Source organism: Peribacillus sp. NPDC096447, from assembly GCF_044762725.1.
In the GTDB taxonomy this organism is placed as follows: Bacteria; Bacillota; Bacilli; order Bacillales; family DSM-1321; genus Peribacillus.
On sequence record NZ_JBIWEV010000010.1, the window covers coordinates 25,071 to 44,900 of the forward strand.

Consider the following 19,830-nt stretch of genomic DNA (forward strand, 5'->3'; position numbering starts at 1 on the left):
AGGTAAAAAAATTGAAATGTTAAAGGAAGGAATGTTTACAAATGGAAAATAAATTTGCTGAGAGGGCCCGTCTAGTTAATTCTTCTGAGACCCGTGAAATATTAAAAGTAACAGAAAGGCCAGAAGTCATTTCTTTTGCGGGAGGACTTCCAGCTCCGGAGCTGTTTCCTGTTGAAGCCCTTAAAGTTGCGTGCAATGTTGTATTGAATGAAGAGGGCGCGGCGTCTCTTCAATATAGTACTACTGAAGGTTATGGTCCGTTGAGAGAAGCTATTTGTCAAAGGATGAAAGCCATTGGGATTAACTCTGCTATTAACAATGTTCTTATCACTTCAGGGTCCCAGCAAGCAATAGATCTTACTGGAAGACTATTTATCAATGAAGGAGATACTATAATTTGTGAAAGCCCAACCTATCTTGCAGCAATTAATGCATTTAAATCATACAATGCAAACTTTGTGGAGGTAGCTATGGACAATGATGGGATGATAATGGAAGAGCTAGAGAGGAAACTGCAAGAGCAACCTAGCGCAAAATTCATCTATACTATTCCCGATTTCCAGAACCCTACAGGTCGTACACTAAAACTTCAAAGACGTAAAAGAATGATCGAACTTGCTAATCAATACGATGTACTGATTGTAGAAGATAATCCTTATGGAGCTATTAGGTTTGCTGGAGAGGGAATCCCGCCAGTGAAACATTTTGACACAGAGAACAGAGTAATTTATATGAGCACGTTCTCTAAAATTTTCACTCCAGGCATGCGAATTGGATGGATTTGTGCAGATCAATCATTTATTGATAAGTACGTGGCTTTCAAGCAAACAGCTGATTTACATACCGACAGCTTTGCTCAAAGGATAACAGCTAAGTATATGGAACTATACGATATGGAAGAGCATATTAAAAAAATCAAAGCAGTATATAAAGCAAGATGTACAAAAATGATAAAATGCATAAAAGAATTCTTTCCGGAAAATTTGTCTTACAGTAAGCCAGAAGGTGGTTTATTTATTTGGGTTGAGCTCCCAGAGGGGGTTGATTCCAAACATATATTTACAGAGTGCTTGAAAAATAATGTTGCTTGTGTTCCTGGTGTTCCATTCTTTCCAAATGGCACACAGAAGAACACTTTACGTTTAAATTACTCGAATATGCCTGAAGACCAAATCATTGAAGGCATGAAGCGTATGGGTGATGTATTACATCGTGAACTAAATAAAGAGACAATATGTTTGTAACTAAAGGAAACAAAAAATAATTAAATCAAACACCAAAACCATTAATAAATATATTTACCATCTAAATGTTTAATGAAGCACTATTTTTAAAAAAATCCAATTCAAACAATAAGATTTTAATTGTATTATTAATAAATCTTACATTTGAATAATCAGGAGGCTTATTATGCCAATATCATTTATAAATCCATACATTACAAAGCCCGTTTCGACATCACCACCACCACCGTTTACTCCTTTATATACGCTTATATATAAAACAGATTAAGAATCTGCGAAATATATAAGCTGTTTCGCAGATTCGAAGGAGTAGACGATGAAATCTAAAATTCAGTTTATATTATCAATGATTATTTTCGGTACAATGGGTTTAGTTGTGAAATACATTGATTTATCTTCGAGTGAAACAGCTTTTCTAAGCAGTTCAATTGGGTGTCTCTTTTTAGTGTTTGTATTTTTCATTATGAAGAAATCCATTCCATGGAAATTAGTGAAAGTTAATGCTTCTACCCTTTTTCTTTCTGCGATTGCATTGGGAGGGAATTGGATTTTTCTTTATCAATCCTACGATCATACAACACTTGCTAATGCAACACTTGGGTATTATTTTGCGCCAGTGTTTGTCATGGTTCTCTCGCCATTTGTGCTTAAGGAGCTTTTACCAATTAAAAAAATTGTTTGTATTGGTGTAGCGATATTAGGTATGTTATTGATTATTGGAAACGGCATTGGCGCCTCTTCTGGTAAAGATGATCTACTTGGAATCCTTTTCGGGTTAGTTGCGGCTGCATTTTACGCAGCCTTAATGTTATTAAATAAATTCATTCAAAACATGGGCATGTTAGAGATTACAATCATTCAACTTGGAACGACTGCTTTATTTCTCTTTCCCTATGTATTATTCACTGAGGGATTTGGTATCTTGGAAGTATCAACAAGATCTTCCATTCCTTTCATAATACTCTTAGGCGTTGTTAACACTGGTATTGGCTTTTGGTTGTTTTTTTCTGGTATGCTAAAGTTAAAGGGGCAAAGTATTGCTATGCTAAGCTATGTAGATCCTTTTGTAGCTATACTGATTTCCGCTGTAATCTTACAGGAAAAAATGACAATTGTTCAAATCATAGGTGGCACACTCCTTTTAGGTTCAACTTTTATTAGTGAAAATAATTCAATTAATTTTCGGAAACGACACACGAAGATTTTAACAAAATAAAGAAACGGGGCAGTGAGGGGAAATCCCTCACTGCTTTTTACTATATTCCAAATAAAAAGTCTAAGTTTTGTTAATCACCCTACTTCCACTAAACTACTTCTTTATTTAACTGTCGCACAGTTTATGTCACTCTACAATAAGTCTTAATGAACTAACGGGGCAGGATAGTTGAAGAGTACTGTTTGATCTTTATTCAACAAATGAGCCATTTTCTTGAATAAGAGAAGGGGTTTTTTGTAAGTAAGTCGAAGTTAATCAGAAGATATTATTTAGTTTAGCATCGGGACGTACTACTCAACATAAAGGAGGAAATCGATTATGAGCGACACATTAACATTACGAGGACTCACCACAGTCAGTTTTTGGGCGGCTGATCTAGTGGCGGCAAAGAAGTGGTACGCCGAGCTGTTGGGTATCGACCCATACTTCGAACGCCCAGGATATGCCGAGTTTCGCCTCGGGGACTACCAGCACGAGCTGGGCCTGATCGATAGCCGTTACGCGCCCGATGGTTCGTCGATCTGCCCGGCCGGTGGTGCAGTCGTGTACTGGCACGTCGACGATGTGACAGCAACTTTCGAGAAGCTGCTGTCTATGGGGGCGAAAGAACACGAGGCACCCACAGTTCGCGGTCAGGGGTTCATTACTGCCTCAGTGGTTGATCCCTTTGGGAACATCCTAGGCATTATGTACAATCAGCACTATTTGGAGGTTCTGGGATCGACCAGAAAAGCGTGATTCGTACTGTGGGCACTCAGCTTAATGCATGTCCAGTTTGTACTACTCGCATCGCTGGTTTGTACAATTTATTTTACAGAATCATTTACTCGAACAAATGATTAATTAGTACTCCGCGAAAGGGAGGGATTCATTAAGAATCCCTTTTCTTAATGAACTAACGGGTGCGTTAGCTGAAGATCAGCGCTGTCGGTTTGATTTCAGATAATTGATATTTTACCAAAATAGAAAAAATAGCCCCGATAGATCGAGGCTATTTTTTATTTACTTGACGTCCACTTTTTTTGGTGCTCTGTGAACTTGTGTTTCCAATTTGAAATTCATTACCTAGTTCAACATCATTTCTTTTATCCTGTTTCTCGATTTGCTTTCTCGTTTGATCCTTGTTTTGCATCCCTTGTTTAGACAATAAGTATCCATCTCGCTTTCAATGTTATTATTTTTAATATGCGCAAATATAAGGAAAATACGTATTATTTATTTAAAAAATAATTCTGGTCTTTAGTAACTTATTATTTATACGTTGTTGAAATATCAGGTGCGTTAGCGATTGACTGTCTTTAAGGCAGTTTTTTTCTTTATGTAACTAAGGGAGCAGGTTAGTTCAAGAAGGTATTAGTAAATCTTTTGACGAAAATATAAAGAGCTTTGTAAGAAGCGCTTAAAATACCATTTAATAAAAATAGGAAAAAACTAACTGTTAAAAACTTTAGGGGGAAAAATATTGAAACAAACGTTACTGATAATCGATGCTCAACAGGAATTAATAGAAGGTAATAAAGAAGAACAAGGAGTCTTTGAGAAAGAAAAAATCGTTAATAACATTAATACTGTAATTGAAAAAGCGATAAATGAAAGTATCCCCGTTATTTTTATAAGAGATTTAGATGTTTCAAATGGTGAAGGACCTGGATTCCAGATACACAGGGATATTAAAATACCATCAACTGCTCTCATATTTGATAAAGCTGCCACAAATTCATTTTATGGAACTCCATTACACGAACATTTAAGTAAAAACAATGTAGACCATATTGTAATAATGGGTTGTAAGACGGAACATTGTATTGATTCAGCTGTTAGAACAGCAACAATCAATCATTTTGATGTAACATTAGTTGGTGATGGACATTCTACTTCTGATTCCAAAAACTTATCTGCAAAACAAATAATCCTTCATCACAATGAAACCCTTCACGGTCACTATAATGTAGACAATTTTTCACTTGTTAGAAATTCTAATGAAGATTTGTTTGCACCCGTTCACAATAATTATCGATAATGATGATCTTCAATTAACAAGTGCGTTAGCCGAAAGTCGGAGCTATTTTTAAGGCAGCTTTTTCTTTATGCAACTAAAGGGGGAAGATAATCCGATAATAAAAAATACATATATAACGATATTTGGTAAAATTAACTTGAGGAGAAGGGTGGTTAATCATGAAAAATATTTAGGGGTTATTTCGTTTGCTTTAATTACCTTGGTTATTTGTTTCTTTTCTGGAAATATAACACAAGTAATTGACCCTGAGTAACAACTTTTCGTGTATTGATTATATGTGGAATCATTATATCTTTCTCTTTCTCTTTTCTCAGTGAGAAAGGACTTTGGAGAAAATTAGCTTTAGGTCTTAGTATATTTGTTGGTTTAGTTTACTTTATGGCTGTTGAATTAATGAGAATAATATTCCAAGGTAATGGGTTTTAAATTGTTTATTCAACAAAAAGGTGCTTACTTAAAATTACCAGGAGCTGATCAACAGCTCCTTTTTCTTATGGGGGTACCCTAATAGTTCTCACATGTCACTGCAAAATTCTATATACTAAAATTAATTAAACTAGAATACACGAAGAACCTTTAAATAGAAGTGTAATACGAGGAGGAGATATCATGCTTATTACGGAACGGCATCAATTAATTTTAAAGCTGTTAAAAGAAAAGGAGAATGTTAAGATTCATGAGCTAGTAGAATTAACAAATACTTCAGAATCTACTTTGCGTCGTGATCTAGATCAATTAGAAAAGCAGAACTACTTAAAACGTGTACATGGTGGAGCTTCACTTTTACATAGTAAACGAGACGAACCAAGTGTGTTTGAGAAAATAACGCAGAACCTTGAGGAAAAAGCTAAGATAGCAAAATATGCGGCAGAACTAATTTTGGACGGCGACTGTGTTTATCTTGATGCTGGAACAACAACGTATCAGATGATCAAACATTTAAGACAAAAAGATATCGTTGTCATTACAAACGGAATTGATCATATAGATGCATTACTTGAAAATGATATCTGTACATATTTTATTGGTGGATTTGTTAAAAAGATTACCAAAGCAACAGTTGGGCGTTATGCATACGAAAGTATAAAAAAATATAGATTTGATAAGTGTTTCATGGGTGCGAACGCTATTCATTATAATTTTGGATTGACTACCCCAGATCCAGAAGAGGCGCAAATAAAAGAAAGAGCCATTTTTTTGTCACGTGAGGCCTTTGTATTAGCAGATCATACAAAATTTGGAGAAGTATCATTTTCTAAGTTTGCAGATTTAAACCAGACAAAAGTTATTACGAATGAAGAAGGTACAATAACGTTAGGAAAATATAAGGAGAAAACGGAGATAATTATTGTGAGGGACTAAAAACTAAATTTGCTATCGTTGAAGGAAAGCTGGTATTCAAACTGTCTGATTCAGACAGTTTGAATACCAGCTTTTTTGAAAATTCTGAAATTTTTTATTGAAAATTTTCCCCTTTGTTGTATCAATATAATAAAGAATGCTTGAAATTATTGTAATGTGGCCAATTAACAATGAGGGAAAATCTGCTCCATCTATTAAACATTCCATTTGAAACGTTTAATATTTTATTTTATCAATATATTTTTTGTAATAATTGGAACCATTGACAATTACAAACAGCTTTAATATAATCAAAATCAATCAAAACCAACCAAATTCATTCAATTATAATTCTAATGTCTAAAGGGTAATTATATTGTTTTGTAAGGAATGAAAGCGTTATCAATAAATAGTCAATGTGAAATAACTATCAAAATCAACCATACTTCCATTATTTCAACCAAAAATATTCATTTAAGGAGGTGATCTAGTTAAAGAGGTTGAGAGCGGTAACAAATTCTCGTTCTGCAGCTAATTATTTTCATCTTCAAAAACTAGGGGGATTAATATGGTGAATTATGTAAAAATAATAGGAATAATATTTTTGACGTTTGTAATTGCCGCGATGACGGCATGTAGTGGGGCTAGTGAATCATCAAATGGATCAACAGACGGTGACGAAGGACAAAAAGGTAACAAACAATTAACGATCGGTGTAGCGGTGGGGAGTTTAGCGAACCCATTCTTCGTCTCCATGGGTAAAGGTGCTGAAGAAGCAGGAAAAGAATTAGGTGCTGAAGTTCTAGTTGAAAGCGCTGAATATGATTTAGCAAAACAAGCAGCTCAAATTGAAAACTTTATTACGAAAAAGGTAGATATCATTCTTTTAAATGCTGTTGATACTAAAGGAATTGCGGCAGCTGTTCAACAGGCCAAAGCTGCTGATATTCCAGTAGTTGCTGTAGATACCAATGCTGAAGGTGGTGTCGATGCCACTGTTACTTCAGACAACTATCAAGCTGGTAAACTAGCCGGCGAATATGTGATTAAAAAATTAGATGGAAAAGGAAAAATAGTCATTATTGATGGACCTCCTGTTTCGGCGGTATCTGATCGTATTCAAGGATTTGAAGATGCAATAAAGGATTCCGAAATTAAAGTTATCGCGAAGCAAAATGGAGAAGGGAATCGCGAAAAGGCATTAACGGTGATGGAAAGTATTTTACAAGCTAATTCATCAGGCTCTATTGACGCTGTATTTGCGATTAATGATCCAGAAGCAATTGGTGTTGAAATTGCTCAAGAGCAAGCGAATCGTAAAGATGAATTTTTCATTGTCGGAGTAGACGGTGCTCCTGAAGCAACAAAAGCAATGGCAAAGGAAGGAAGTACAATTGCTGCAACTTCCGCTCAGTCACCTAGTAACATGATCAAAAAAGCTGTTGAAATCGGAATGAAAGTGAAAAATGGTGAAGAAGTTGAGGAGCTTATTAAAGTTCCAGTTGAGATTGTAACTCAAGATACATTAGATTCTTACCAAGGTTGGTAAGAATCTTTCAATAAATAGGCTGATAAGGATTCCTCCTTTATTCAGCCTATTCAAATCAATATAAGGGGTGAGATAAAGGTATGGCTGTCAATGAAATGTCCCTTAAAGGCCAACAAAGTCTAAAAAAGCCAGTGTTAAATATGGAAGGGATTAGTAAAACGTTCTCAAGTGTAACCGTATTGAACAATGTGAGAATTGAACTTTATCCAGGTGAAGTACATGCATTAATGGGAGAGAATGGCGCTGGAAAGTCAACTTTCATGAAAATCCTCGCAGGCATTCATACACCTGATGACAATGGTGGGAAAATCTACTTAAAAGGTCAACCGATTTTATGGAAGGACCCTACTGATGCAAGGAACAAAGGAATTAGTGTTATTCATCAGGAGTTAAACCTTTCTCCTAATTTAACAATAAGTGAAAATATCTTAATGGGTTCGAACTTTCCTAGAAATGGTTTAGGAATGGTGAAATGGGATGAGGTCCATGAACGTGCCCAAGACGTGTTAGATTCAATGGGGTCGAATCTAAATCCACGCCAATTGGTTTCGACCTTAAGTGTTGCTCAACAACAAATGGTCGAGATCGCTCGAGCATTATCCTTTAATGCAGAGGTACTCATAATGGATGAACCAACCGCCTCTTTAACAGATAAAGAAATAAAAAAGCTGTTTGAAATTATTGATGATTTGAAAAAGCAGGGAGTTGCTATTGTATATATCTCTCACAGAATGGAAGAAATCTTTAAAATTTCTAATAGGTTCACTGTATTACGTGACGGTCAATGGATTACAAGTGGGCCGATTGAAGAGACAAATCCTGATCATCTCGTAAAGCTAATGGTAGGACGGGATTTAAAGGACTTGTTTAATCGTTCAAAAGCTTTTGGCACAAAAAATCCAAAGGAAGTTTCACCTGTACTTGAATTGAAAAATGTTTCTGATAACACAATTGTAAAGAATGTATCTTTAAAAATTTACCCAGGTGAAATTGTTGGTTTGGCGGGGCTTGTTGGAGCTGGTAGAACAGAATTGGTTAGGGCCATTTTCGGATTGTCCGAGTTGAAAAGTGGCGAAATATTGGTTGATGGTCAATCTGTTAGAATCAAATCCTCAATAGATGCTATTGCTAATAGGATTGCACATGTACCTGAAAGCAGGAAAGAACAAGGGTTATTTTTATCAATGTCCGTAAAAGAGAACATCATAATGGCTGAATTGAAAAAACATGCTAAAGCAGGAATTGTTAGTTGGAAGCAAGCAAATGAAAGCGCTAACCAATATATTGAAGACTTAAATATAAAAATAGCTTCCCCAGAACAGCAAGTATCAAACTTAAGTGGTGGGAATCAACAAAAGGTAGTGATCGCTAGGTGGCTATCAATTGCACCAAAGGTATTACTACTTGATGAGCCAACACGAGGGGTTGATATAGGTGCCAAGACTGAAATCCACAAGATTGTTTCAAAGCTTGCAGATGAAGGATTGGCCGTTTTAATGATATCATCTGAACTTCCTGAAGTATTGGGGGTAAGTGATCGAATACTTGTCATGAGTGAAGGAAGGTTAACAGGCGAGCTTTCGAAGGAAGAAGCTACACAGGAAACAATTATGCGTTTAGCTACCAAAGGGGGGAGAGAGAAATGAGAGGGAATACGCAAACTATTACACATTCACAACGCCTAAATATAGGAAATGTCCTTTATTCTTTATGGAATAGGCTTGGCATGATCATGATTTTATTATTATTGTGTGTAGTACTTTCATTTACAGCACCAAATTTTTTAGATACAGCTAATTTATTGAATGTATTAAAACAAGTTTCTATTATTGCTATTTTAGCTGCTGGGATGACAATTGTTATTTTAACTGGTGGTATTGATTTATCAGTTGGTGCAACAGTTGCTCTATCTGGCGTTATCTCAGTCATGGTCTCTTCTGCAGGAGTTAATCCTATAATTGCGATGTTATCAGGCGTACTAGTAGGGTATGCAGTAGGACTGATTAATGGATTTCTCACAGCCAAAGCAAAGTTACCAGCATTTATTGTTACACTAGGCAGCTTCACATATGTTCGTGGACTCGCTTATGTCATTAGTGGCGGTTATCCAATTGTTTTACAAAACGAAACATTTAAATTCATCGGTGGTGGAAGTATTTTTGGAATCCCGACTCCTATTTATATCATGTCTTTAGTATATGTTGTGATGTTTTTTGTTCTTAAATATACGATGTTTGGCCGTCATATTTATGCGATTGGTGGCAATGAAGAGGCAGCTCGGTTAACTGGAATTAAGGTTGAAAAGTCTTTAATCAATGTGTATTCGATTAGTGGTTTACTAGCTGGTTTAGGAGGAGTCGTTTTAGCGGGAAGGTTGTTTTCCGGACAGCCAACTGCTGGTCAAATGTATGAATTAGACGCAATTGCTGCTGTAATTCTAGGAGGAACAAGTTTAACAGGTGGAAAAGGGAAAATAATAGGAACAATTATTGGGGTTTTAATTATGGGGGTAATCAGTAATGGGTTAACTCTAATGGATGTCAACTATTATTGGCAGTTAGTTGTAAAAGGTGGAGTTATTGTAGCAGCCGTTTTATTAGATCGATTGCGCGGAAATAGTCCAGCATAACGATCACATGTCATTTTAGATTTTAAAAAAGGGGTGTGAAATAAAAGTGAAGAGGATTATTAGTATTCTACTAATAGGTTCAACTGTTGCTTGTTTACCATTTAATAGTGCAAATGCAGAAGACCCTGGATATTATAATGAACCATACCGTAATCAATTTCATTTTTCTCCTGAAGCTAACTGGATGAATGATCCGAATGGTATGGTTTTTTATAAAGGTGAATATCATTTGTTTTATCAATATCATCCGTATGGAACGACATGGGGACCTATGCATTGGGGACATGCTGTCAGTAAAGATCTTGTTAATTGGGAGCATTTGCCGATTGCTTTATCGCCGGATGAAAACGGTCAGATTTTCTCGGGGAGTGCTGTTATTGATTGGAACAATACAGCTGGCTTTGGAAAAGAAGCAATGGTTGCCATCTTTACGCATGCAGGAGATAAGCAAGTCCAAAGTATAGCGTATAGCCTAGACAAAGGAAGAACTTGGGAAAAGTATAAAGGGAATCCCGTAATGCCAGACCCTCCTATACAAGATTGGCGCGATCCTAAAGTATTTTGGCATGAAGAATCAAACCAATGGGTTATGTCGTTAGCGGCTAAGGATAAGATCATGTTTTATACCTCACCTAATTTAAAAGAGTGGGAGTATGCAAGTGAATTCGGCGAAGATGGTGGAATACAAGCAAATAGCTTAGACAGAACTTCTTATACCATGTCATCCCAGAAAGGTGAATCATTTAGCTATGAGGGAGATATTACCCTTAATGAGAAGAATGGGAGAGAAGGGGCAGGCGGTTTAGTTTTTCGGTCAGATAGGAGTGCAAAGAACGGCTATGTTGCGAGCTTAGATGCCAAAAACGATGTCATAACATTAAGTAAGAATGTAGATGGAACAAACGAGGAAATTGAGAGAAAACCTTTTACCCTCAAAACTTCAACTACCTACCATGTGAAGGTGGAAACAGATGGGGATCAAATTCAAGTCTCTGTAAACGATCAATCTGTTATAAAAAAAACAGATATAGAATTCGATTATGGATACTATGGATTGTCAGCGTGGAATTCAACGGCTGCCTTTCGAAATGTGGAGTTCAAGAATACATCTAACTTTGAAACCAATTTATCAAAATGGACAGATGTAAACGGAAGCTGGGAGAACACGATGAATGGAAAAAGTGGAACCTCTACCGAGGATGCTTTTGTAATGAGTGGTCAAACAGGGGATAACTTTTTTTATGAAGCAAACATTGAGATATCTGGGGAAAAAGGTGGCAATGGAGCTGGCTCGCTCGTTTTTCGTGCAGATCCTAATGCAACAAACGGTTATATGGCGAATATCGATGCTTTAAACGATACAATAAAAATCATGAAAATCGAAAATGGAGAAATATCCATTCTAGCTGAAAAAACAATAAATCTAGATACAGATAAAAGGTACCATTTGAAAGCAAGCACTCATGGGAAAAATATTAAAATTTCTTTAGATGGTAATCTCATTCATGATGTAAATGATTCAACTTTTTCATCAGGGCATTTTGGCTTAAATGTTTGGAATTCATCCACGTTATTCCAAGATGTTCAAGTTGGTAAGAACATCATGACAAATGAGAAGGAAATTACTAATCATGATTTTGAGACAGGTGATCTAACTGGGTGGAGTACAATCGAAGGTAATGCTTTCACAAAAGATCATGTGACAAATGTACCATCATACTGGGGAGGGGATTTCGGCCACCAAGGAAACTACCACTTATGGGGGTTTACTGATCTTCAAAAGGGAGATGACGCAACAGGTGAACTGCACTCCTCATATTTTAAACTAGATGGCTCTGGAGAAATCAACTTTCTGTTGGGCGGTGGTAATGATATCAACAACCGCTATGTTTCGTTAGTGAGAGCCTCTGATGATCAAGAATTAATTCGACAAGCCAATACCAAATTTAAAGAAGAAAAATATCAAAAATACGTCTGGGATGCTTCTAAATACATTGGAGAAGTTTTATATATTAAAGCTGTAGACCAAGCTACAGGTGGTTGGGGTCATTTAAACATGGATGATGTTAATGTTTATAATGAAGGTGCCATGCCAAATGAAGTAGACCAAGTTGCCAAAGAGCCTGAGAAAGACGATTCGAAAGAAAGCGGCATCCTTACAGACTGGTCTGCTGTTTCTGGAGAGTGGATACCTTCTACTCATGGTAGTAACGGAGGGATTTGGGAATGTCCTACTCTAATCGAATTACCAATTGATGGTGACCCTTCAAAAACAAAATGGGTACTACAGGTAAGCATTAATGATGGCGCTCCTGCAGGCGGGTCAGGTATGCAATATTTTGTAGGTACCTTTGACGGGAAAACGTTTAAGAATGAAAACCCTTCCGATCAAGTGTTATGGACTGACTACGGGGCAGATTATTATGCCGCAGTTGATTGGAGCGGAATTGAAGGTAAGAATGGCGAAAAATATTGGATTGGCTGGATGAGTAATTGGCAATATGCAAATAATACACCAACTTCGACTTGGAGAAGTTCAACGACATTGCCAAGAAAGATGGAGCTAACCCAGACAGATGAAGGTTTACGTTTAAAACAAACACCAGTTTCTTTAAAAACCATTCGAGATAAGAGTGAAAAAATTTCATATAAAAATAAAGTCATATCTGGTGAAAGTAATCTCCTATCTAAACTATCAGAAGATACATTTGAAATGATTGCTGAGTTTGATGTTGATGATATAAAAGCAACTGAATTCGGCTTTCAAGTTCGTAAAGGTGCAACTGAATATACGACTATTGGCTATGATGTTGCCACCAAACAGTTATTCGTAGACCGTTCAAGTTCAGGAAGCTTTGATTATGGGAACAATGTAGTCGGTAAGCATGACGGACCGTTAAATGCATTAAATGGGACTCTGAAAATGCATGTTTTCATTGACCGATCTGCTGTAGAAGTGTTTGGAAACAAAGGTGGAACGGTTATTTCTGATCAAATTTTCCCGGATTCATCAAGTAAAGGATTACAAATTTATAGTAAGGGTGGAGAAGTTACATTAAAGTCTTTGAAAATATACCCTTTAAAGAGTATCTGGAAAAGATAAAGACTATATTTCAATCCTATTAAAGAGGGGTTGATAGTAAGAGTTTATGAAGGCTGTCGAAAATGATCGATAGCCTTTCATTTTACCTAAATCACAAGAATGGAGAGTGTAATATAAATGAATAAAACAAACCGCGCAGTCATATGCGTTGGGGAGCTTTTGATCGATTTTTATTGTACAGATATTGATGTTAATTTAATAGAAGGTAATCATTTTCTAAAGAAAGCCGGGGGTGCACCAGCGAATGTCGCAGCTACTATTTCAAAGCTAGGTGGGGTAGCGAGTCTTATTGGAAAAGTAGGAAATGACCCATTTGGATTATTTTTAATAGAAACGATAAAAGAGGTGGGGGTTGATACATCGATGATTGTTACTGACGATTTAGCACCAACTACTTTAGCATTTGTTTCTTTACAAGCAAATGGTGAAAGGGATTTTGTATTCAATAGAGGAGCGGATGGAAATTTAACAGAGGATAACATATACCTAGATAGATTAAGTGGTGCAAAGATCATTCACTTTGGATCTGCAACTGCATTTCTGGAAAACCCTTTTAAAACAACTTATTTAAAGGCAATGGAATTTGCACAAAATAGGGGGATATTTCTATCGTTTGACCCTAACTTCCGACATGATTTATGGAAAAATAGAGTGGCTGAATTTATTAGTTTAGCTAGAAAGGGTATATCAATGGCTGACTTTGTAAAACTAAGCGAAGTAGAGCTTGAACTAATCACGGGAAAAATTGATAAATATGATGGAATAGCAATGCTCCATCATTTAGGGGTAAAAATAGTGGCTGTCACCCTTGGATGGGAAGGCACTCTTCTTTCAAATGGAAGTGAAATGAGTGTAATAAACAGCGTCGAAGTAAATTCAATTGACTCAACTGGGGCTGGTGATGCATTTGTCGGTGCTGCTTTATTTCAATTTGCAAATCTTGAGTCCTATGACACAATTCTTAGTGATTTTAGTAAACTTAAAGAGATCATTCTTTTTGCAAATAAAGTGGGTGCCGTCGTGTGTACGAAGGTAGGAGCGATTTCTTCTCTACCAAACGAAGAAGATATATATAAGATTTAGTCTCTATCGTATTGTTTCGGATTGTGAAAAAATCGCGGTAGGAGGTCTAGGTGCATCGCGATTTTTAGTTTATATTGGTCCCTTAGCGGATAAATATTATATATATATAAATAAGAAGAACCGTGAACTGAAGTGAATTAGGTTTTATTTTGATTAACTAGTAAAAAACAGATGAATAACAAAATCATGCCTTAATCGTTACTTAGAACAGTAATTAGGTAATTACTAATAGTGCCTCGCCCATAAGGCACTATTTAGTGATTTAAGAAAAATGAGCCCACTTAATGTGAACTTTGTGAAATATTGTACTTAAACTAACGGGTGCGTTCGTATTATAAGGTTAGCCAGTTTTTACTGGTTGACCTTTTTTTAATAGAATCTATTATATCAGTAGCCAGGGTAGGACGTACGGGTGCGTGGGATTTGATCCCGTGAACTAAACTGTCCGCCCCCTACTTGTAGAAACATGTTTGAGGCTGGTTGGGACGTAGATCTCGTATAACAAGCGAAGCTATGACACTACATGGAGGATTAGGGGTACTGGTTAGTAAGTAGAGGAGGTAAAAACAATGAATCCAGTTGTTGGTCTGGATGTGGCAAAAGGAGAGAGTCAAGTTCAGGCATTTTTAGATCAATCTAAACCGTATGGGAAGAGCTTTTCAATGAAGCACATTAAAGAGGAATTAGATCATTTTTTAGACTTTTTAAAAGAGATTGAAGAGGTGACAGGGCAGATGCCTATGGTCATTTTAGAATCTACAGGGCATTACCATACCCCTGTTATTCAATACTTGGAGGAACAAGGGATTCTATATATCTTACTAAATCCGATTATTTCTTATCAGGCAAAGAAGACCAGTTTACGGAAGGTAAAAACAGACGCTATCGATGCGTACCAGTTGTGTGTGCTGTATTACAAAGAGGATTTTGCCCCTCATAAAATTAGAGGAATTCAGCTATTAGACCTTCGGAATTTGTCAAGACAACAGGAAATCGTAACGAATATGTATGTGGAAGCCAAACTTCAGTTTCACACCATTTTAGATCAGGTGTTTCCTGAATACCGGAAGGTTTTTGGGGATCTATATTCAAGGGTTTCTTTATTGATATTAAAGGAATATTCCACTTCAGAGGCGGTATTAACAGCCGGGGAAAGTAAGCTAGCAGAGAGTGTTATAGAGTTCTGTCCTAGCCGATCGGGTCAATGGGCATGGGAAAAAGCAAAAAAAATAATGGACTCCGCATCTCGAAATCCATTCCAAAAAAACGTGTATGAAAGTCACGTAATCAATCTTCGTATGTATATGGAGTTGCTTTTTCATTACCAGGGACACCTCTCTGATTTGGAAGATCGTATAGTGGCCCTGGCAAATGAACTGGAAGAATATAAGATCATCCAATCGATTCCCGGTATAGGAGAAAAAATCGCAGCCACGATTATCTCTGAAATTGGTGAAATCGATCGGTTTAATCATCCGAAAAAACTGGTTGCCTTCGCTGGAGTAGATCCAAGTGTTCACTCTTCCGGTAAGTTTACGGCAACCATTAATCGTATGACTAAAAGAGGTTCGAGCAGATTACGTCATTCTCTGTATCTTGCCGTACTATGCGGCATAAGAAGTTCAAGGAACAAAAAGCTTAAAGCCTTCTATGATAAGAAAAAATCAGAAGGAAAACCGGCCAAAGTGTCAATCGTTGCCTGTATAAATAAGTTACTTCATTGGATTTACGCTCTATTAAAGAGAAAAGAAACGTTCCTAGATTTAGCCTGATTAACGGTTTTGTGAAACAGAGAAAAATCCTTCCAAAAGGGTTTTGGAGGGTTATTTGGCATGGCCAAAAAAAGTATATCATAATGGAAATGAAATTTTTAGAGAAAGATATTGACATCCTATTAGCTGGTTTAGTTGATTACAAATAAAAAGAGAGATAACCGAAGGTAGTCCATAGATATTACTTTGTTATATACAGTAGTGAACCAACCAGTAATAGCAGATGCTGTAACACCTGCATCATCAGCATCGACACGAGCTCTCCATTTACCGTCATTGATACGTTTTACGAATGTACCTTTAACACCTTGTGTGTTGGGAGATTACGGGCATAAAATTACGATTTTATAATAGGAAGTGTTTTGAAATTTTTCGTAATAAATATAAAGCGTATATGATAGCTGGTATAGCTCCAATCATTAAAATCATGTTTATTAAACCAAATATAAAATAAGAAGAAGATACATTCATTTTAATTCAACCCCATTAAAAATTTTAATCTCTATATGTGTATCTTTGATAAACACGAGCAACTTTACTAGTTTTCTTTAAATAAGTAAGTTGGAGATAACTAGTAAGAAATATATAGCCATTATTAAGTTTACCATTTATTTTATAAGTTCCTACAGAATTCCTATCATAACCTACTTTTTCAGCTTTTGAATCAGAAACTTCACATGAAGCATCTACACTTGTCCAAACAGTACTTTTTGTTACTCCTACATCACAATATCTCATTTTCAACCCATAATCACCAACAGAATAATGATTACCTAATTTTAAGGTAGCAACAGTGACCCCTGCACTTTTTAATTTAACCCAAGCAGTATAGCTCCATATTTTTTATCTTCATGACGATATGGCCCTATTTAAAAAAAAGCAAAAATAAAAGCCTAACCAAGATTTTTAGTCTCGATTAGGCTTTTATTTTTTGGCTTTTATTTGATTCATTTCTGCCAGAATTTCTTTAGCACGCTGCTCAGCACGTTCATAATTTCTTTCCTCAACTTCGATGAGCTTTCCATCAATTATAAAATTGTAATGGTATTTCATTGAACAATTCCTCCTTCTTCGTTGTTCCATAATATAACATATTTTTATGTGTTTTTTCCTTTGAAAATGTAAAGATTAGATTTTTAAAGTTCACGGTCAAACCGCGTTTTGGGTCCTGTAGTGTGAACGACACTTCACACGTTATTATAGGTAAAAAAGTGATTTTTTATGAAAGTGGTAGGGCGTACCTTTAAGTCTTTCCTCGAACTCATTTGGATCTCTGCGGATTTGTAACTGAATCTTCTATCAATGGAGGGTAAACATTGTTTACCTTGAACTGCTTCTCTTCTTGTGCTCTCTATGTTGTATCCATCATCGATTGAACTACCTATCATCATAACGTCATGCTCCATGCTTACTCATAGCATGATACATCAACCATCATAAGCATAACGACATAACGCATTAGACATATCATCTATCATTGGTAGGGATACACAACAGACTGCACCTCACAGTCACTGCTTGTTCACTCATTGAAGCATACTGATAAAACATATGATTCGCCATCACTGTACCTCTGAGCACCACCCAGGACTCTATACATATAAATAGCATATCTGTATCAGCTGTAGCAGTTAGATATAAGTAGCAACCTACCTTCATTACCTTATATAGGGATAGCATCAGGATAATGCGTATTTACAACGATAAGCATTCTAATACAAGTCATATGGACATTATGAACTCTATTTTGTAGGTGATTGGATTGTGTCTAAAAAGGCTCTACACTATTGAGATTGTGAAAAAATGTACTTAAACTAAAGGGGCAGGTTAGTTCAAGAAGGTATTAGTAAATCTTTTGACGAAAATATAAAGAGCTTAGTAAGAAGCGCTTAAAATACTATTTTTTCAAAAAAGGAAAAAACTAACTGCTAAAAACTTTAGGGGGGAAAATATTGAAACAAACGTTACTGATAATCGATGCTCAACAGGAATTAATAGAAGGTAATAAAGAAGAACAAGGAGTCTTTGAGAAAGAAAAAATCGTTAATAACATTAATACTGTAATTGAAAAAGCGATAAATGAAAGTATCCCCGTTGTTTTTATAAGAGATTTAGATGTTTCAAATGGAGAAGGACCTGGATTCCAGATACACAAGGATATTAAAATACCATCAACTGCTATCATATTTGATAAAGCTGCCACAAATTCATTTTATGGAACTCCATTACACGACCATTTAAGTAAAAACAATGTAGACCATATTGTAATAATGGGATGTAAGACGGAACATTGTATAGATTCAGCTGTTAGAACAGCAACAATCAATCATTTTGATGTAACATTAGTTGGTGATGGACATTCTACTTCTGATTCCAAAAACTTATCTGCAAAACAAATAATCCTTCATCACAATGAAACCCTTCACGGTCACTATAATGTAGACAATTTTTCACTTGTTAGAAATTCTAATGAAGAATTGTTTAAACCTGTTCACAATAATTACCGATAATAATCATCTTTAATTAACGAGTGCGTTAGCTGAAGATCGGAGCTGTCTTTAAGGCAGCTTTTTCGGCGTCATGATTAACTAATACTTCTGTGCAGTTGGCTTTTTGCTCATATCTTTAACCCAGTTTAGCGACTCAATAGCTTCATCCTTGTTGACAAGGACACCCTCTGAAGAATCATCTGCTCCCAAGACTTTTGTGCATATCCTACATCGCTGGCGAAAAGAACAAACTTCCCATTATTTTTAACATTTGTAGCTACTAAAATATGTGCGTGACCTTTCTCTTGTTATTCTTTATAACTTTTTTCCTGATAGAAGAGATAAATTAGGTGATTCTGCTGATAAGTAAGACCTGTCAGTTTCTTATCAAGTCCGATTAAGTATTCAAATACCTATTGGTGAGTTGTTTCAATATGCATACCTGTATATCTTTCAGATTCATAAGAATACTCTCATGAGGATAAATAATTCCTTTTTCAAATTTTTCATCATATAAGAGACATATATAAATCAGACTCTCGAATATACCCCGTTTAAATTCTTCTAATAATGCGTTCCAAAAAAATCTGAAATCTTCATTATTGAAGCATAATCAATTTTATTACGCATAATAATAAACGGAATCAATTTTTGTTTGCGATTTAACAAACAAAGTAATATAATGTTTGTTAATTAACGGAGGTAGAATGTGGTATTTAAAATAGAATTTCACCTGCCCTATTTACATTATGTTTATCATACAGTCTATTTCGAAACGTAAGAAATCACTAAAAGTCTCGAAGAAATCTTAAATAAGAAGATAATAAGGATCTCTAAGCAGAAATTCTGACGGAACATCGTATTGGGTGAAGGACTAAAACGAAAAAATAAAAAAGGAGCAATGATTTGAATAGAGATGAATATAAGTTTAACTCAATTATCACTGTTGAAAATTACGACAAAGTAGATGGTAAGACTGCCTATGGTAAAGAAATCGATTCGTTAAGCGCAGGAATGCTACAGGGAAAATCTCCTAGGACTGGAGATATCGTTGGGAAAATTGTAATGACTGATGATTCTGCTCAAGAAATTGAGCTATCTGCCACTAGAATTTTAGATTTAGCCATCCTTATTTTATCGACCAACTTATATTTTAGAGATGCTTATAAATTTGAAAAACTGTATGATCCTGAAGATCCAATCGTTACTGCTTTAGGATTGCAGGGAAATAAGATGCAATTAGAAATTGACACAAAAAATGAGAATTTAGATAAAGATATTCAATATTTTTATGATATGTTGCAATCGGATGGCGAAATTTTGGGAGAAAGATTTAGAATCATCAACGATATTATGAAAGATATGGGATATCGGTAAGGAGAAT

General features: G+C 35.8%; 15 protein-coding genes and 1 pseudogene. 14 read left to right on the forward strand and 2 right to left on the reverse strand.

Annotated features, from left to right (window positions below; all coding sequences use genetic code 11):
- Nucleotides 1-41: 41 nt before the first annotated feature.
- The 12 genes and pseudogenes from ACIQZD_RS23575 (at nucleotide 42) to ACIQZD_RS23630 (ending at nucleotide 15,957) form a co-directional block, all read left to right on the forward strand.
- On the forward strand, nucleotides 42-1,244 hold the full coding sequence (locus ACIQZD_RS23575; RefSeq protein ID WP_402906911.1) for an aminotransferase-like domain-containing protein: 1,203 nt from the start codon (nucleotides 42-44) through the stop codon (nucleotides 1,242-1,244).
- Between the two features lie 316 nt (nucleotides 1,245-1,560).
- Entirely contained in the window at nucleotides 1,561-2,460 is a 900-nt protein-coding gene (locus ACIQZD_RS23580) for a DMT family transporter (protein ID WP_402906913.1), read from the forward strand.
- 318 nt (nucleotides 2,461-2,778) lie between these two features.
- Entirely contained in the window at nucleotides 2,779-3,198 is a 420-nt protein-coding gene (locus ACIQZD_RS23585; RefSeq protein WP_402906915.1) for a VOC family protein, read from the forward strand.
- A 724-nt stretch (nucleotides 3,199-3,922) separates the two neighbouring features.
- Nucleotides 3,923-4,480, forward strand: coding sequence for a cysteine hydrolase family protein (locus ACIQZD_RS23590; protein ID WP_402906917.1), 558 nt, complete (start codon nucleotides 3,923-3,925; stop codon nucleotides 4,478-4,480).
- A gap of 609 nt (nucleotides 4,481-5,089) precedes the next feature.
- Nucleotides 5,090-5,842, forward strand: a complete 753-nt coding sequence (locus tag ACIQZD_RS23595) for a DeoR/GlpR family DNA-binding transcription regulator (protein WP_402906919.1) — start codon at nucleotides 5,090-5,092, stop codon at nucleotides 5,840-5,842.
- 547 nt (nucleotides 5,843-6,389) lie between these two features.
- Nucleotides 6,390-7,370 carry a substrate-binding domain-containing protein gene (locus tag ACIQZD_RS23600; RefSeq protein ID WP_402906921.1) on the forward strand — a complete coding sequence of 327 codons (981 nt, stop codon included), beginning with the start codon at nucleotides 6,390-6,392 and terminating at the stop codon, nucleotides 7,368-7,370.
- 80 nt (nucleotides 7,371-7,450) lie between these two features.
- On the forward strand, nucleotides 7,451-9,016 hold the full coding sequence (locus ACIQZD_RS23605; RefSeq protein ID WP_402906923.1) for a sugar ABC transporter ATP-binding protein: 1,566 nt from the start codon (nucleotides 7,451-7,453) through the stop codon (nucleotides 9,014-9,016).
- Nucleotides 9,017-9,096: 80 nt separating this feature from the next.
- Nucleotides 9,097-9,999 (forward strand): ABC transporter permease, encoded by a 903-nt coding sequence (locus ACIQZD_RS23610; protein ID WP_225988884.1) that lies wholly within the window; start codon nucleotides 9,097-9,099, stop codon nucleotides 9,997-9,999.
- Nucleotides 10,000-10,054: 55 nt separating this feature from the next.
- Nucleotides 10,055-11,089 (forward strand): annotated as a pseudogene (locus ACIQZD_RS23615) (glycoside hydrolase family 32 protein); the annotation flags it as partial.
- Between the two features lie 999 nt (nucleotides 11,090-12,088).
- Entirely contained in the window at nucleotides 12,089-13,102 is a 1,014-nt protein-coding gene (locus tag ACIQZD_RS23620) for a glycoside hydrolase family 32 protein (RefSeq protein WP_402907006.1), read from the forward strand.
- 117 nt (nucleotides 13,103-13,219) lie between these two features.
- Entirely contained in the window at nucleotides 13,220-14,185 is a 966-nt protein-coding gene (locus ACIQZD_RS23625; protein WP_402906925.1) for a carbohydrate kinase family protein, read from the forward strand.
- A gap of 569 nt (nucleotides 14,186-14,754) precedes the next feature.
- The gene (locus ACIQZD_RS23630; protein ID WP_402906927.1) at nucleotides 14,755-15,957 is read left to right on the forward strand and encodes an IS110 family RNA-guided transposase; all 1,203 of its coding nucleotides are present in this window, start codon (nucleotides 14,755-14,757) and stop codon (nucleotides 15,955-15,957) included.
- Nucleotides 15,958-16,452: 495 nt separating this feature from the next.
- Here the strand turns inward: ACIQZD_RS23630 and ACIQZD_RS23635 are convergent, their stop codons facing one another.
- Nucleotides 16,453-16,701 carry a hypothetical protein gene (locus tag ACIQZD_RS23635; protein ID WP_402906929.1) on the reverse strand — a complete coding sequence of 83 codons (249 nt, stop codon included), beginning with the start codon at nucleotides 16,699-16,701 and terminating at the stop codon, nucleotides 16,453-16,455.
- 180 nt (nucleotides 16,702-16,881) lie between these two features.
- Entirely contained in the window at nucleotides 16,882-17,010 is a 129-nt protein-coding gene (locus tag ACIQZD_RS23640) for a hypothetical protein (protein WP_255264169.1), read from the reverse strand.
- 899 nt (nucleotides 17,011-17,909) lie between these two features.
- Between ACIQZD_RS23640 and ACIQZD_RS23645 the strand changes: the two genes are divergently transcribed.
- Nucleotides 17,910-18,467, forward strand: coding sequence for a cysteine hydrolase family protein (locus ACIQZD_RS23645; RefSeq protein WP_402906931.1), 558 nt, complete (start codon nucleotides 17,910-17,912; stop codon nucleotides 18,465-18,467).
- An 885-nt stretch (nucleotides 18,468-19,352) separates the two neighbouring features.
- Complete coding sequence (locus tag ACIQZD_RS23650) at nucleotides 19,353-19,823, forward strand: DUF6530 family protein (protein WP_402906933.1); 471 nt, start codon at nucleotides 19,353-19,355, stop codon at nucleotides 19,821-19,823.
- Nucleotides 19,824-19,830 lie beyond the last annotated feature (7 nt).

Bases quoted from the DNA above. Each gene is read 5' to 3' on its own strand.
- ACIQZD_RS23575 (WP_402906911.1), top strand. From the start codon at position 42: ATGGAAAATAAATTTGCTGAGAGGGCCCGTCTAGTTAATTCTTCTGAG.
- ACIQZD_RS23605 (WP_402906923.1), top strand. From the start codon at position 7,451: ATGGCTGTCAATGAAATGTCCCTTAAAGGCCAACAAAGTCTAAAAAAG.
- ACIQZD_RS23625 (WP_402906925.1), top strand. From the start codon at position 13,220: ATGAATAAAACAAACCGCGCAGTCATATGCGTTGGGGAGCTTTTGATC.
- ACIQZD_RS23640 (WP_255264169.1), bottom strand. From the start codon at position 17,010: ATGAAATACCATTACAATTTTATAATTGATGGAAAGCTCATCGAAGTT.
- ACIQZD_RS23610 (WP_225988884.1), top strand. From the start codon at position 9,097: ATGATCATGATTTTATTATTATTGTGTGTAGTACTTTCATTTACAGCA.
- ACIQZD_RS23595 (WP_402906919.1), top strand. From the start codon at position 5,090: ATGCTTATTACGGAACGGCATCAATTAATTTTAAAGCTGTTAAAAGAA.
- ACIQZD_RS23585 (WP_402906915.1), top strand. From the start codon at position 2,779: ATGAGCGACACATTAACATTACGAGGACTCACCACAGTCAGTTTTTGG.
- ACIQZD_RS23600 (WP_402906921.1), top strand. From the start codon at position 6,390: ATGGTGAATTATGTAAAAATAATAGGAATAATATTTTTGACGTTTGTA.
- ACIQZD_RS23580 (WP_402906913.1), top strand. From the start codon at position 1,561: ATGAAATCTAAAATTCAGTTTATATTATCAATGATTATTTTCGGTACA.
- ACIQZD_RS23620 (WP_402907006.1), top strand. From the start codon at position 12,089: ATGCCAAATGAAGTAGACCAAGTTGCCAAAGAGCCTGAGAAAGACGAT.
- ACIQZD_RS23630 (WP_402906927.1), top strand. From the start codon at position 14,755: ATGAATCCAGTTGTTGGTCTGGATGTGGCAAAAGGAGAGAGTCAAGTT.